This window comes from Exiguobacterium sp. s149 (assembly GCF_018618395.1).
Taxonomy (GTDB): domain Bacteria; phylum Bacillota; class Bacilli; order Exiguobacteriales; family Exiguobacteriaceae; genus Exiguobacterium; species Exiguobacterium chiriqhucha.
Window position 1 is genome coordinate 212,870 of record NZ_JACSLZ010000001.1, and the last position, 13,779, is coordinate 226,648.

At 53.0% G+C, this 13,779-nt stretch carries 14 protein-coding genes and 1 riboswitch; of the genes, 1 reads left to right on the plus strand and 13 read right to left on the minus strand.

Features of this window, described 5'->3' with window-relative positions; translation table 11 throughout:
- Positions 1 to 30: 30 nt before the first annotated feature.
- Positions 31 to 1,239, minus strand: a complete 1,209-nt coding sequence (metK, locus tag KNP81_RS01075) for a methionine adenosyltransferase (protein ID WP_214717601.1) — start codon at positions 1,237 to 1,239, stop codon at positions 31 to 33.
- 132 nt (positions 1,240 to 1,371) lie between these two features.
- A riboswitch (SAM riboswitch) is annotated at positions 1,372 to 1,491 on the minus strand.
- Positions 1,492 to 1,806: 315 nt separating this feature from the next.
- Here metK and pckA point away from each other — a divergent pair.
- Complete coding sequence (pckA, locus tag KNP81_RS01080) at positions 1,807 to 3,378, plus strand: phosphoenolpyruvate carboxykinase (ATP) (protein WP_214717602.1); 1,572 nt, start codon at positions 1,807 to 1,809, stop codon at positions 3,376 to 3,378.
- 35 nt (positions 3,379 to 3,413) lie between these two features.
- On the opposite strand, the gene KNP81_RS01085 is transcribed toward pckA, so the two are convergent.
- The 12 genes from KNP81_RS01085 to KNP81_RS01140 all read right to left on the minus strand — a co-directional run bounded on the left by KNP81_RS01085 (position 3,414) and on the right by KNP81_RS01140 (position 13,367).
- A complete protein-coding gene (locus tag KNP81_RS01085; protein WP_214717603.1) occupies positions 3,414 to 4,169 on the minus strand; it encodes an alpha/beta hydrolase family protein in 756 nt (251 codons plus the stop codon).
- A complete protein-coding gene (ytkD, locus tag KNP81_RS01090) occupies positions 4,150 to 4,623 on the minus strand; it encodes an RNA deprotection pyrophosphohydrolase (RefSeq protein ID WP_021065548.1) in 474 nt (157 codons plus the stop codon). The genes KNP81_RS01085 and ytkD overlap by 20 nt, the downstream gene beginning before the upstream one ends.
- A gap of 98 nt (positions 4,624 to 4,721) precedes the next feature.
- The gene (locus KNP81_RS01095; protein WP_214717604.1) at positions 4,722 to 6,074 is read right to left on the minus strand and encodes a glucose-6-phosphate isomerase; all 1,353 of its coding nucleotides are present in this window, start codon (positions 6,072 to 6,074) and stop codon (positions 4,722 to 4,724) included.
- A gap of 107 nt (positions 6,075 to 6,181) precedes the next feature.
- Complete coding sequence (locus KNP81_RS01100) at positions 6,182 to 7,345, minus strand: iron-containing alcohol dehydrogenase (RefSeq protein WP_214717605.1); 1,164 nt, start codon at positions 7,343 to 7,345, stop codon at positions 6,182 to 6,184.
- A gap of 68 nt (positions 7,346 to 7,413) precedes the next feature.
- On the minus strand, positions 7,414 to 8,412 hold the full coding sequence (locus tag KNP81_RS01105; protein WP_214717606.1) for a Gfo/Idh/MocA family protein: 999 nt from the start codon (positions 8,410 to 8,412) through the stop codon (positions 7,414 to 7,416).
- A 94-nt stretch (positions 8,413 to 8,506) separates the two neighbouring features.
- A complete protein-coding gene (gene yugI, locus KNP81_RS01110; RefSeq protein ID WP_016509788.1) occupies positions 8,507 to 8,899 on the minus strand; it encodes a S1 domain-containing post-transcriptional regulator GSP13 in 393 nt (130 codons plus the stop codon).
- Between the two features lie 194 nt (positions 8,900 to 9,093).
- Positions 9,094 to 10,338 carry a lysine N(6)-hydroxylase/L-ornithine N(5)-oxygenase family protein gene (locus KNP81_RS01115; protein WP_214717607.1) on the minus strand — a complete coding sequence of 415 codons (1,245 nt, stop codon included), beginning with the start codon at positions 10,336 to 10,338 and terminating at the stop codon, positions 9,094 to 9,096.
- 58 nt (positions 10,339 to 10,396) lie between these two features.
- Positions 10,397 to 11,581 (minus strand): aminotransferase, encoded by a 1,185-nt coding sequence (locus KNP81_RS01120; protein WP_214717609.1) that lies wholly within the window; start codon positions 11,579 to 11,581, stop codon positions 10,397 to 10,399.
- A complete protein-coding gene (locus KNP81_RS01125; RefSeq protein WP_021065542.1) occupies positions 11,578 to 12,072 on the minus strand; it encodes an Lrp/AsnC family transcriptional regulator in 495 nt (164 codons plus the stop codon). The genes KNP81_RS01120 and KNP81_RS01125 overlap by 4 nt, the downstream gene beginning before the upstream one ends.
- A 3-nt stretch (positions 12,073 to 12,075) precedes the next feature.
- A complete protein-coding gene (locus KNP81_RS01130) occupies positions 12,076 to 12,876 on the minus strand; it encodes a glycosyltransferase family 2 protein (RefSeq protein WP_214717612.1) in 801 nt (266 codons plus the stop codon).
- Positions 12,873 to 13,121: a NifU N-terminal domain-containing protein gene (locus tag KNP81_RS01135; RefSeq protein WP_021065540.1), complete on the minus strand. Its 249-nt coding sequence runs from the start codon at positions 13,119 to 13,121 to the stop codon at positions 12,873 to 12,875. Before KNP81_RS01135 ends, KNP81_RS01130 begins: the two co-directional genes overlap by 4 nt.
- A 12-nt stretch (positions 13,122 to 13,133) precedes the next feature.
- The gene (locus KNP81_RS01140; protein ID WP_021065539.1) at positions 13,134 to 13,367 is read right to left on the minus strand and encodes a DUF1871 family protein; all 234 of its coding nucleotides are present in this window, start codon (positions 13,365 to 13,367) and stop codon (positions 13,134 to 13,136) included.
- Positions 13,368 to 13,779: the final 412 nt, after the last annotated feature.

Sequence of the window (13,779 nt, forward strand, 5' to 3'; positions counted from 1 at the left end):
CCTTTCGAGTGAAAGGTCGTTTTTCTATGCTTATGCGAAGCGTTTCGCGCCTTCTTCGAGCACTGCCGCTTTATCCGTTTGCTCCCATGGGAGTTCCACGTCTGTACGACCGAAGTGGCCGTAAGCTGCTGTCTGCTTGTAGATTGGGCGACGAAGGTCGAGCATCTTGATGATACCCGCCGGACGGAGGTCGAAGTTCTCACGAACGAGTTCGACGAGCTCAGTCTCGCTCAATTTGCCTGTGCCGAACGTATCGACCGCAATCGATACCGGGTGAGCAACACCGATTGCGTAAGCAAGTTGAACTTCTGCTTTGTCAGCGAGTCCCGCTGCGACGAGGTTTTTCGCCACGTAACGAGCTGCATATGCTGCTGAACGGTCAACTTTGGTAGGATCTTTACCTGAGAACGCGCCGCCGCCGTGACGTGCGTATCCACCGTACGTATCGACGATGATTTTGCGTCCTGTAAGGCCTGCATCCCCTTGTGGTCCACCGATTACGAAGCGGCCAGTCGGGTTGATGAAGTATTTTGTTTCCGCGTCGATGAGTTCAGCCGGGATGACTGCATCGATGACGTGCTTTTTCAAATCAGCTTGGATTTGCTTGAGCGTGATGTCTTCTGCGTGTTGTGTCGAGATGACGATTGTGTCGATGCGAACTGGGTTGTTCGCTTCGTCGTATTCGACTGTCACTTGTGTCTTACCGTCTGGGCGAAGGTAAGCGAGCGTGCCGTTTTTACGAACTTCTGCCAAACGACGTGACAATTTGTGAGCGAGTGAAATCGGGAGCGGCATGAGTTCCGGCGTCTCTTTTGTTGCGTAACCGAACATGAGACCTTGGTCACCAGCACCGATCGCATCGATTTCTTCTTCAGTCATTTGTCCTTCACGAGCTTCGAGCGCTTGGTCAACACCTTGCGCGATGTCTACCGATTGCTCATCGATCGATGTGAGGACTGCACAAGTCTCTGCATCGAAACCATATTTCGCACGTGTGTAGCCGATCTCACGAACAGTTTCACGAACAACTTTCGGGATATCCACGTAAGTTGATGTTGTGATTTCACCTGCTACGAGCACGAGACCTGTTGTGACAGACGTCTCAGCCGCAACGCGGGCGTTTGGATCTTCAGCTAAAATTGCATCCAAAATCGCATCTGAGATTTGGTCACAAATTTTATCCGGATGTCCTTCCGTGACGGACTCCGAAGTGAAAAGTCGACGGTTCAAGTTTGCCATTTCGAAAAACCTCCTATAATAAAGGGTGATGTGTGGACGGTACTCGTTCCCCTTACGCGTTGCTTTGGGACGGTAATGAAAAAAACCTCTCGCCATGTTCAAATGGGAAAGGTTGAATCGTTCTTCCTTACCCTCTTATCGTTCGAAGCTTACGCTTCGCTTCAGGATAGCACCTTTTCCGAATAACAATGAAAAATCGGACGGTTGCTGGGCTTCGTAGGGCCTTGTTCCCTCCACCGCTCAGAATAAGAGTATCCGTTACGAAGACCATCATATAAATGACACCCCGTTCTGTCAAGCGTATCGACCGAATTCGTCAAACTTTTCACAAACGGTCAAATAGTTATGTTTGTGAAATATCAAACATTTTTTTGTCCGTTTTGTTTTTTGTACTATGACCTGGTACAGAATATGTTAGAATGACAATGTAAGAAAGCGCTTACTTTAAAGGGTAAAAAATGCTTGTTTTTGATTAGTATGTCACATATAATAAAAACGTCATACTGATTAAACGCGGAAGTATGCGGATTTCATCCACATCTATTTAGGGGAAAGGTGGGATTCAGGATGGCGACAACGCTCCTGAAAATCGAAGAATTAATTAAAGGTGCCGACATGATGCGGAACTTGACGGTTCCAGAACTGGTGGAAGAAGCCATTCACAACGGTGAGGGCGTACTGACGAAAGACGGGGCTTTATCGGTCAGTACTGGGAAATTCACAGGACGGTCACCGAAAGACAAATTCGTCGTGCAAGATGAAGTCAGCAACCATTTAGTAGACTGGGGTCCGGTCAACCAACCGATCGCGGAAGAGAAGTTCACCGCGCTGCTCGATAAAGTGTTGACGCACCTCGAAACGAAAGACAAGCTTTATTATCTCGAGGCGTCTGCAGGGGCAGACGAGCACTATACGCTCCCGGTCCGTGCCATCACGGAATACGCGTGGCACAACTTGTTCGCCAAACAGTTGTTCTTGCGCGAATGGCCGACGAAAGGTGCCTTCGAGCCATTCACGGTCATCTATGCACCGAGTTATAAGGCCGACCCAGTCGTCGACGGGACGAACTCCGAAACGTTTATTCTCGTCTCATTCGCCAAGCGGACCATTCTGATCGGGGGAACAGAATACAGCGGCGAGATTAAAAAATCGATTTTCTCGGTCATGAACTTCTTGTTGCCGGAACAACATGTGTTATCGATGCACTGCTCGGCGAACGTATCGGACGCCGGCGAGACGGCCCTCTTCTTCGGTCTATCGGGAACTGGGAAGACGACACTGTCGGCCGACCCGGAACGTCATTTGATTGGGGATGACGAGCACGGTTGGTCACCCGACGGCGTCTTCAATATCGAGGGCGGTTGCTACGCGAAGACGATCAATTTGTCGCGCGAGAACGAGCCGGAAATCTACGATGCCATCCGTTTCGGCTCATTGATTGAGAACGTCGTCTTAGACGAGAACCGGGCACCGGATTATAAGAATATCTCGCTCACCGAGAACACACGGGCCGCCTATCCGATTCAATTCATCGATAACGCGATGCTTCCGTCACGGGCCGGTCATCCGAACACGATCGTCTTCTTGACGGCCGATGCATACGGGGTATTGCCTCCAATCAGCAAATTGACGAAAGAGCAGGCGATGTACCACTTCTTGTCAGGGTATACGTCAAAACTCGCCGGCACGGAGCGCGGCGTCACTGAACCACAGGCGACGTTCTCGACCTGCTTCGGGTCACCGTTCTTGCCACTCGCACCGGAGCGCTATGCGGACATGCTCGGTACGCTGATTGAGAAGCACGACGTCGACGTCTATCTCGTCAACACGGGTTGGACCGGCGGCGCGTACGGAGAAGGATCACGGATGAAGCTCGCCTATACACGGGCGATGGTGAACGCGGCGGTCAACGGCAAATTGCGTGACGTCGAGACGACGCGCCACGACATTTTCAATGTCGAGATTCCACGTCACATTGACGGCGTGCCAGGCGACGTGCTCAATCCGCGGGACACATGGAAAGACGGAGCGCGCTACGATGCCGAGGCAACGGCGCTCGCCCGGAAGTTCCAGGACAATTTCAAACGATTCACGAAAGCGCGTGAGGCGGTCGTTGCGGCCGGACCAATCATCGTATAACGGAAAATGAGACGATTGCCGATTCGGCAGTCGTCTCATTTTTTCGAGTTGGCGAGCATCCATTCCATCGCCGCATCGGTCGTCTTCCATTTTTCCCAAAACGGGAGTTGATGGGCGAACGGGACGACCCAAAGTTCGGCCCGCTCCCCCATCCGTTCCGCGACCGCCGTCGCATGGCGCAGGCGGACTTGTTCATCATCGGTGCCGTGAATCAACAACGTCGGTGCATCCCATTCCTTGTAGAGCGGCGAGCGCTCGACATAAGCTGCACGTGCCGCTTCCGGGTCGCCCCCGGTCATACGGCGCAACATCTTCCGCATCGAACGCTGTTCTTCATACGTCCACTCGAGATTGGTCACACCCGCCCATGATGTGACGGACGTGAGCGGTCGTTCCGCGGCGAGCGACAACGCCATCATGCCCCCGCGCGAGAAACCAAGGGCATGAATGAACGTATCCGTTCGACGGACGCGATCGTAGAGAGACAGGACGTCCTCTAGATCGGCGCCGCCGAAGTCCTCTTTGCCGCTCCCGCCATGGTTCCCCCGGTAAACGGGCGCCACGACGTGAAAACCTTTGGCAGCGAACTGCATCAACCGGGGCAAACGCACATCCCCGATGCGTCCTGTTCCGCCGCGCAGATAGAACAGGACGTGTCCGTTCGGCCGTTTCGGTGTGATCGTATAGGCGACGACGTCCTCACCGTCACGCGTCGTATACCAGCCACGATGGACCGGATAACCGGCATATGGCGGCAGGACCTCGACCTTGTCAAACCAATTGTTTTTCATAGAGCACCTTCATCGTTTCCGGGAGCACCCGGTCTTTCATCATGAAGCTGTACCGATTGTTCCGGAGCAGATTCGTCGGCAATTCCTTCATAAGGACGGCCCCATCGGTCTCGTCGACCGCCGGATGATCGTCGAAACGTTCGATTTCGGCGAAATAAATATTTTTAATGACCGTGTCGCCGCGCCCGAGCACGCGATATTGGCCGAGATAATGGAGCGTCTTCACGACACCGCCCGTCTCTTCATACACTTCCCGAATCGCAGCATCATCCTCGTGTTCGCCGGGTTCAACTTTCCCACCCGGAAACTCGAGCCCACGCTGTTTATGCTTCGTCAGCACCCATTGATTTTCAAAGCGAGCGACGACCCAGACGTGGAGCGGCGTATCCGAAAATGGATAGTGCGCAAAGCTCAACTCGACTTTATTGTGATAGTAGTCCGTGAATGTCAACATAGTCCATCCCTTTCTTTCCCCTGTCTACTCTCACTTTACCTTGTCTTCCACTAGTTTCAAACAAAAAAATAGGCCCGCCGGAGCGGACCTACTCAAAATTATTGGTTCAAGCGCTTTTCAAGCTCAGCTTTTTGCTCTTCGTAACCTGGTTTTCCAAGCAACGCGAACATGTTCGCTTTATACGCTTCAACGCCTGGTTGGTTGAACGGATTCACTCCGAGAATGTATCCGCTCATCGCGCATGCCTTCTCGAAGAAGTAGAACAAGTAACCGAGGTGGTACGGCGTCATCTCTGGCAATTCGACGACGAGGTTCGGGACTTCTCCGTCAGTGTGGGCGAGGAGTGTTCCTTCAGCCGCCTTGTCGTTGACGAATTGAATCGTCTCACCAGCGAGGAAATTCAAGCCATCGAGGTCTTGTGAATCTTCCGGCACGTTCATCGCGTGACGGACGTTCGTGACACGGATAACCGTCTCGAACAAGTCACGACGACCTTCCTGAATGTATTGTCCCATCGAGTGGAGATCCGTCGAGAAGTCGACCGCCGCCGGGAAAATCCCTTTGTTGTCTTTTCCTTCTGACTCGCCATAAAGCTGTTTCCACCACTCCGATACGTAATGCAAGGCTGGTTCGTAGTTGACGAGCAACTCGATTGACTTGCCTTTCGCATACAAGGCGTTACGGACGACCGCGTACTGGTACGCTTCGTTGTCAGCCAAGTTCGGAGACGAGTATGCCGTTTGGGCATCGCGAGCACCTTCCATGAGGGCATCGATGTCGATGCCTGCTGCTGCGATCGGAAGGAGTCCGACCGGTGTGAGCACCGAGAAGCGACCTCCAACGTCATCTGGAATCACGAACGTCTCGTAGCCTTCTGCATCCGCGAGCGTCTTCAAGGCGCCACGGGCACGGTCTGTCGTCGCATAAATACGTTCACGTGCGCCATCTTGACCATACTTGTCTTCCATAAACTGTTTGAGGACACGGAACGCGATGGCCGGTTCAGTCGTCGTTCCCGATTTCGAGATGACGTTGACTGAGACGTCCTTGCCTTCGAGCACGTGGAGCAACTCCGTCAAGTATGTCGACGAGATGTTGTGGCCGGCGAAGAAGACTTGTGGTGCGTTGCGTTCTTCCTTAGATAACACGTTGAAGAATGAATGTTGGAGCATCTCAATTGCCGCGCGTGCGCCGAGGTATGATCCACCGATTCCGACGACGACGAGGACGTCCGAGTTTTCGCGGATTCGTTCCGCGGCCGCTTTGATGCGAGCAAACTCATCCGTATCGTAGTTTGTTGGAAGGTCGACCCACCCAAGGAAATCGCTACCTGCCCCGCTGCGGTCGTGAATGACCGAATGCATTGCTTTCACGGTTTCTTGCAATTGATTGACTTCGTGTTCCCCGACGAAAGACAGGGCGTTTGAATAATCGAAACGTACAGTTGACATGTCATTTCCTCCTTATAAATCGCTCATTGACGAGCCATACATGACCCATCATAAACGGAAACGTCGGATTCGTTCAATCATTATTGCAAAATAGGCATCAAATCGCCTTATTTGCTTAATTCAAGAATTGCTGCCACGTCTTCACGTTCAAGCGTACGGAAGCGACCGAATGCGCCTCGTTTCATCGCCGAGTTTAGGATGGCGTCAAATGTCGATTCATCGATGTCATAGTCACGGAGTGAGCTTGGTGCACCGAGCTCGTCGAAGAAGGCGCGGACAGCTGCAATCGTCCGTTTCGCCGTCTCAAGATCGTTACCGGCCGGTTCAACGTTGAACACTTCCGTCCCGAGGCGTGCAAAGCGAGCGGCGTTGTCTTCTTCAAGCACGTGCTCCATCCAGCGCGGGAACAAGATTGCGAGTCCGCCTGCGTGTGGGATGTCATGGACAGCAGAGACCGCATGCTCGATGTTGTGTGACGCCCAGTCGCCCGAGGCGCCCATTTGGAGCACACCGTTCAAGGCGATTGTTCCAGCGAACAAGATGATGGCGCGCAAGTCGACGTTCTCCAAGTCATTGACGAGTTTCGGTGCCGATTCGACGACCGCTTTCAACACGCCTTCCGTCATACGCTCTTGGACCGGCGCATGGTTCGGGTGGAAGTATTGCTCGAAGCAATGGCTCATCATGTCGACGATGCCGTAAATCGTTTGATCTTTCGGTACCGATACCGTATAACGCGGATCGAGAATCGAGAACGTCGGATAGACGAGCGGGTGACCCCAACCATACTTCTCTTGCGTCTCCCAGTTCGTGATGACCGAGCCCGAGTTCATTTCAGAGCCAGTCGCTGCGAGCGTGAGCACCGTACCGAACGGGACCGCTTCTGTCGGAATGTGGTCGCGAAGCACGATATCCCAAGCGTCGCCTTCATACGGGATGGCCGCCGAGATAAGTTTCGTACAATCGATGACCGAACCACCGCCGACCGCGAGCAACGCGTCGATGTTCTCTTCGCGTGCTTTTTTGACCGCGCGACGTACCGTCTCGATGCGCGGGTTCGGCTCGACGCCTGAGAAGTCGACGTAGTCGATTCCGGCATTGTTTAACTCGGTCACGACTTCTTCGTACGTGCCGTTCTTTTTGATGCTCCCGCCTCCATAGACGAGCATCACTTTCTTGGCGTCAAGTGCCTGTAACTCGCTCGCGAGTTTTTCGATTTGATGAGTCCCGAAAATAAGTTTCGTCGGGTTTTTGTATTCAAAGTTGTGCATAATTCATCCTCCTTCGAAAATATGTAACACCTACACTATATACCCTGTTTTTTGTGATTGAAAAGCAATCAGGCCTGAGCATAGATGCGGTCGATGATTGTATGGAGCGTCACCGCCTGTTCCGCTTGCTGGTACGACGGCTCCTGACGACACGCCTCGAGAAACGTGTGAATCTGTCTCGCATACGGGTCTTCGAGCGCGAGGTGAGCCGGTGTCTTGTCGAACAACGCTCCGTGCTCTTCCGTATGGATGACGAGTGGGAACAGAGACGCCCCACCGTTCGTGCCGCGCAGTTCAACCCGCATCGTGTCCGCCGCGTCGACGTTGGCCATGAAACTCGCGTCTAAGAACAAGGATGCCCCATTATCGAACGTGACCATCGCCCGCGCCGTGTCTTCGACCGAGAACGCGTCCGCATCCCAATCGCCCATCAGCCCGACACCAGGTCGTGTCCCGAGATATTGACCGACGTGACCGACCACATCGACCGGCTTCGGATAGTCCATCAAATAGAGAGCAAGGTCGAGCATATGCACCCCGATATCGAGCAGTGCGCCGCCACCCTGCAGCTCTTTATTCGTGAACACGCCCCATCCCGGGATGCCACGGCGCCGAAGTGCGAGCGCGGTCGCGGCATAGACGTGTCCGAGTTCACCGGCATCAATCATCCGCTTCAACAGTTGGGTATCGGACCGATGCCGGTAGTGGAAGCCGTAATGAAGGGTTCGCTCAGCTCGTCTGGCCGCCTCTAGCATCTCGTTCGCCTCGTCGGCCGAGATGGCTGGCGGTTTCTCGCAAAGGACGTGACAGCCGGCCTCGAGTGCGGCAATGACTTGTTGTTTATGTAAGGCGTTCGGTGTACAGATGCTGACCGCATCGAGTGTCTCTTCGGCGAGCATCTCCTCGACCGTCTCGTACACCCGTTCGATTCCGAACTGCTTCGCCACCGCCTCTCCGCGTTCGCGTGTCCGATTCATAACGGCGACGACGTCTGCGCCTGCTGCGATGTATTGCGGGATATGGGCGGTTTTGGCAATCCCGCCCGTACCGATGATTCCGATTTTCATGGTCCTCACTCCTTTTCTGTACTGTTCGTGAACGAGTGGGACATTTCCTGTACAAAAAAAAGACGACCTGCACAGGGCAGGTCGTCTCAATCACTTACTTTTTGAAGTTCGTGTTTTTGATCCAGTCTTCGAGCTTGTCCTTGAGGACAGTGAAGCCTGGTGCTTCTTCTTGCTTGAAGTTTGAAGCTTCGTTGCGGCGTGGTGCGCCACGACGAGCTGGCTTAGCCGACTTCTCGCGTTTTGGAGCTTCTTGTGTCGCTTTCATTGAAAGCTTGATTTTCTTAGATGCTTCATCAACATCAAGAATTTTCACTTCAACTTCTTGACCGACTTGAACGTACTCGTTCACGTCTTTCACGTAGTCATGTGAGATTTCAGAGATGTGGACAAGACCTTGAGTCTCGTCGTCGAGTGCGACGAACGCACCGAAAGGTTGGATTCCTGTTACTTTACCTTTTAAAACTTGATCTTTTTCGTATTTTGCCATTACAAACACTCCTATGCTAAATTCATCAACTTACTATAACATACTTTTTTCGATAAAGTGTACAAATTAGTAAAAAAGATTATTTGGGATTGTTTTTGTGTTTCAAAGTCGACGGGTCGGGTAAATACAAATCAAGCAAGACTTCAAGTATTCCCCCCTGATTCCGCTAGGCTAACGCCTAGCCCTTTTTTTGTTCAAAAACTTGTAAACGGTTGCTGCGCGGCCACATCAAACACCGTTTCCCCCATCATTTCATTCAACATGATTGCGTTTCGATACACTGCCATCCCCAAGTTCGTCGCCGCCGGACCGTGCGAATGTTCTAAATTCGTATGGGTAAATAAACCTCCCGCCAACGTCGTCTTCGTTGCAATCTGATAGCGACTATTGACGCGCCACTGCTGCTCCGCTTCCCATTCAATCTCGAATCGTTCGACCCACGTCGGGATGCGCGGTCGATAGCCGGTCGCCGCCACGACCGCATCATATTCACCCGTGAACGATTGTCCCGTATATTGTTGCGTCCCTTCGACAGTATAAACGATTTCGTGTGCGATGTGCTCGATTTCAATCTGCGTGTACAGGTTCGTCGCTTGCTCACTCCCGTCCGCAGTCCGATGATACAACAGTCCATAAATCGCTCGAAGCGTCTCAGGATTGACCCCGTTCCGGAACCGCTCGAACGCTTTTCCGAGTTGATCCCGCTCCGCATAGGGCAAACGATTGAAATAGTCGACGTACGGCAAACTGAAAATTTCCTCGCCGAGCTTCCCACTCTCGAGGGATTCGAACACATCCGAGCGCGTCACCCAATCGATTCGTTGGCGCATTTTATCGGACCGGGTCAATAAATCGAGATATACCTCGGCCGCACTTTGACCGCTGCCGATGACGACGATGCGGTCGGTTTCAAGCAAGCGCTCCCGCTCCATCCGATACGAACTCGTATGGACGACGTCTTGGAAGACGTCTGGGACGAGCGGTTCTGCTCCCGTGCCGATGACGACGTGACGTGACGACAGCACCGTTTCCCCATCAGGTGTCTCGACCGTGACGAGAAACCCATCCGCCGCCGGACGGACATCGGTGACCCGGTGCGAGAACTTGATCGTGTCGAGCGAGGCGGCGACCGATTGTAAATACCGGTTGAACTCCGTCCGCGGAATCGTCGGGCTCTCTTGGACGATGAATGTCTGCAAGCGGCCGTTCTGTTTCAAGTAATTCAAATAACTGTGACGGTTCGTCGGATCGGCAAGCGTCACGAGATCATATAAGTAATGCGTCTGCATCGTCGCCGACTCGAGCAGCATGCCTTCGTGCCACTTGAAGTCCTCCCGTTCCTCAAAACAGACACCCTTCAATGACGTCGCTTCATTGAGCGCCATCAATCCGAGATTGTACGGCCCGCAGCCGATTGCTACAAAATCCACTTGTTCCATTGACTTCACCTCGGTCGTCTTTTCCCACCTATTATACCGCTAAAACGTAAACAGACCCTCATCGCTGAGAGTCTGTTGTTGTCGTCACCTCGAACTGTTTCATAAACCGATCGATGCGACGAATTGCTTCTTGTAACTGTTCGACCGACGTCGCGTAACTGGCACGGACGAAACCTTCGCCACTCGCACCGAACGCGTTGCCCGGTACGACCGCGACCCGTTCCTCGAGCAAGAGACGCTCGGCGAACTCTTCGCTCGTCAAGCCCGTGTGACGGATTGACGGGAAGGCATAGAACGCGCCTCCCGGCACGTGCGTCGGTAATCCGGCGTCATTGAGGGCCTGGATGAAGTAGTTACGGCGCTGTCGATAGCTCTTCACCATCTTCGGTACATGTTGGTCGCGACTACGGAGCGCCTCGAGACCGCCGAATTGGACGAGTGTCGGGGCACACATCATGCCGTACTGATGGACTTTGAGCATCTCTCGCGTCACGACTTCCGGCGCGCATGTGAAACCGAGCCGCCAGCCCGTCATCGCGAACGCCTTCGAGAACCCGTTGACGACGATCGTCCGCTCGCGCATATCGTGGAGCGTCGCGAAACTCGTGAACGGCTCATCGTAAGACAGCTCGGCATAAATCTCATCGCTGACAACCCAGAGATCGTGTTTCGTCGCGAGCTCCGCAATTTCGGTGAGCTCTTCGCCCGTCATCGTGGCCCCAGTCGGATTCGATGGGAAACAGAGGAGCATCGCCTTCGTCCGTTCGGTGATGGCCGCCTCGACATCGCCCCGGTTCAAACGGAACCCGTTCTCCGGACGACAGGCGACAGGAACGACCGTCCCGCCAGCGAGTTCAATGAGCGGTCCGTATGAAACGAAGGCCGGCTCGACGACGATGACCTCGTCACCTGGGTTGAGGAGTGCCCGGAACGCGATATCGAGCGCTTGTGAGGCGCCCGTCGTGACAATCAATTCCGTCGTCGGATCATACGTCGCCCCGAACCGGTCCGTCATGTAACTCGCGATTTCTTGTCGCAACTCGAGGAGTCCTGCGTTGGCGCTATAAGCCGTATAACCTTGCTCGAGCGCTGCATAGCTCGCCTCGCGCACATTCCATGGCGTGATGAAATCTGGCTCCCCCACCCCGAGAGAGACGACGTTTTCCATCGTTTGCGCCAAATCAAAGAAGCGGCGGATGCCGGACGGCTTCATCGAGACGACTTGTTGAGATAGTGACTTCATGGCGTAATGTTCAACCGTTTGTCTTCGACTTGTGGGGTGAACAAGATGCCATCGTGTTTATACGTCTTCAGTTTGAAGTGCGTCGTCGTCGAGACGACCGAATCGAGCGGTGACAGTTTATCCGACACGAACGACGCGACGTCTTGGAGTGAGTTCGCTCGAATGACGACTTGCAAATCGTAAGCCCCTGACATTAAATAGAGCGCCGTCACTTCCGGGAAGCGATAAATCCGCTCGGCGACCTCGTCGAAGCCGCGGCCACGTTTCGGTGTGACTTTGACGTCGATGAACGCCGTGACGTCGTGCCGGTTGATTTTTTGCCAGTTGACCATCGCCCGGAAACCGAGCAAAATCCCGTCCGCTTTGAACTTCTCGAGCATCGCCTCAACGGTCGCCTCGTCGGTCGCCAGCAAGTTCGCCAACAATTTCGTCTCGAGGTAGCCTTTCTCTTCGAGCAACTCGAGCAGTTCTAATTCTTTCGATGTGTACATAATTTATTCTCCTTCCGTTCTACCGGGGAACGCCCCTGTGAACGTTCTCTCTGTCTGTCTCACGTAGTCCCGTCGCTCGGCTTGAACGATATGGAAGTTTTTCATCTCCATATCGACGAGGCCGTGCTTGTGACAAAACCGATCAAAGTAACGACGACGCGTCTCATCTTGTTTGGCCGACAGATTGTCCGTGCCGTTAAACGCGTAGAGCACGGTCGCGCGCGCGGGATGCCGAATCGTCCCGACTTCACTGACACGTAGAATGAAATCCCAGTCCCAGTAGTTATAGACATCCTCGTCGAACGGTCCAATTGTCTCGTGGAGCTGTTTGCGATACAGCGTGCCGGACGGGATGAACGTCGAGTCTTGACGGAGGCGTTCCAAATCGAGGTCGTAGGCGAACGCCTCCCAGTCGGTGACGCGGCGACGTCCATCTTCCCATATGAAGCGGAACAGTTCCGCATCCGTGAAGACGAGGTCGGCCGAGCGGATGTCCGCGAGCGCCAACTCGAGATGTGTCGGCATGAGCAAATCGTCATCGTCGAGCAATAAGATATAGTCGCCGCTCGCCTCTTGCACGCCGAGATTGCGGGCTTTGACGTGATGGTTCTCGCCAAGTTCGATATAACGAATCGACAATCGATTCAAAAAAGGCGCCAAAAGATGCTGTTTTGGCGGCCCATCATTATTGATTACAAGTACTTCGAACTGTTGAAATGTCTGGACGACCAGGCTTTCCAGCAGTTCGGTCAGTTCCGCCTCCCGGGAATAGACCGGGATGACGATGGAAACGAGCGGGTTCATCCGCGGTAAGCAGTTTCGACGTGTGGCAAGATGGTTTCCCAGCTCACGCCATTCTCTTTTGATACCGTGACGAAATCGCCATAGGCGAATACGCTCTCCACACCTTCGATGGCGACGAGTTTCGCGAGAAGCGGTTGGTCCGTCTCTTCGCCAGCTTTTACGCTTTGGCTTTTCGCGCCGAAGACGTTCTCAGGAAGTGTGATTTTCATTGCATTTGGATTCGGTGTTGGATCGATACGTAACATCGTGGTTCCCCCTTATAAGTGACAAGATTCTGAAGACGCGAGTAAGTGTGCCGCCATGGCCCGTGTTTCCGATTCGGTCGGACAGTCGCCGAACGCGTCTGTCAAAATCCGGCGAATCGTCTCATCCAACTCATCGATTGTGTCGATGTGGATGAGCGCCAAGGCGATATCATCAAACTCTGGTCCATACGACCCAAGCCCGTAACCGAGTGGGTCCCATGCTAATAATAAGTCTTCTGCTCTCATTTGTTAAACCCTTCTTTTTACCTTGATTTCAAATCGTACTCCCTCAATCTACCTCACTTTTCAATCTGATGCTAGTGAGCGTTCGAATTTCCCTCGTTTTCAAAAACAAGCGACCACTATATATAGTAATGAATCAGTAGTGGGAAGAAGCAGGATTTTCTCAAAAAATAACGAAGGCGACTGCCGAATGAGGTCGTTCGCTTCTCGATTGACCGCTTACATAAAAATGAATGTGCTGTCGTTTAACCGTCGCTCAAACTTTTTTTCATCTCAAATCTCATCTCAAATCGTATGACAGCGCCGTTTTTGAGTAAAAGTAATTCAAGCGTCTGCAGTTTGCCGAATGTCAAGATTGCAAAACTAAATATAGGTGATTTATGATTAAAAAGACAAGAAAACGTCAATATATAGT

Excerpts from the sequence above, each read along its gene's own strand:
- metK (WP_214717601.1), bottom strand. The coding sequence starts at position 1,239 with ATGGCAAACTTGAACCGTCGACTTTTCACTTCGGAGTCCGTCACGGAA.
- pckA (WP_214717602.1), top strand. The coding sequence starts at position 1,807 with ATGGCGACAACGCTCCTGAAAATCGAAGAATTAATTAAAGGTGCCGAC.
- KNP81_RS01085 (WP_214717603.1), bottom strand. The coding sequence starts at position 4,169 with ATGAAAAACAATTGGTTTGACAAGGTCGAGGTCCTGCCGCCATATGCC.
- ytkD (WP_021065548.1), bottom strand. The coding sequence starts at position 4,623 with ATGTTGACATTCACGGACTACTATCACAATAAAGTCGAGTTGAGCTTT.
- KNP81_RS01095 (WP_214717604.1), bottom strand. The coding sequence starts at position 6,074 with ATGTCAACTGTACGTTTCGATTATTCAAACGCCCTGTCTTTCGTCGGG.
- KNP81_RS01100 (WP_214717605.1), bottom strand. The coding sequence starts at position 7,345 with ATGCACAACTTTGAATACAAAAACCCGACGAAACTTATTTTCGGGACT.
- KNP81_RS01105 (WP_214717606.1), bottom strand. The coding sequence starts at position 8,412 with ATGAAAATCGGAATCATCGGTACGGGCGGGATTGCCAAAACCGCCCAT.
- yugI (WP_016509788.1), bottom strand. The coding sequence starts at position 8,899 with ATGGCAAAATACGAAAAAGATCAAGTTTTAAAAGGTAAAGTAACAGGA.
- KNP81_RS01115 (WP_214717607.1), bottom strand. The coding sequence starts at position 10,338 with ATGGAACAAGTGGATTTTGTAGCAATCGGCTGCGGGCCGTACAATCTC.
- KNP81_RS01120 (WP_214717609.1), bottom strand. The coding sequence starts at position 11,581 with ATGAAGTCACTATCTCAACAAGTCGTCTCGATGAAGCCGTCCGGCATC.
- KNP81_RS01125 (WP_021065542.1), bottom strand. The coding sequence starts at position 12,072 with ATGTACACATCGAAAGAATTAGAACTGCTCGAGTTGCTCGAAGAGAAA.
- KNP81_RS01130 (WP_214717612.1), bottom strand. The coding sequence starts at position 12,876 with ATGAACCCGCTCGTTTCCATCGTCATCCCGGTCTATTCCCGGGAGGCG.
- KNP81_RS01135 (WP_021065540.1), bottom strand. The coding sequence starts at position 13,121 with ATGTTACGTATCGATCCAACACCGAATCCAAATGCAATGAAAATCACA.
- KNP81_RS01140 (WP_021065539.1), bottom strand. The coding sequence starts at position 13,367 with ATGAGAGCAGAAGACTTATTATTAGCATGGGACCCACTCGGTTACGGG.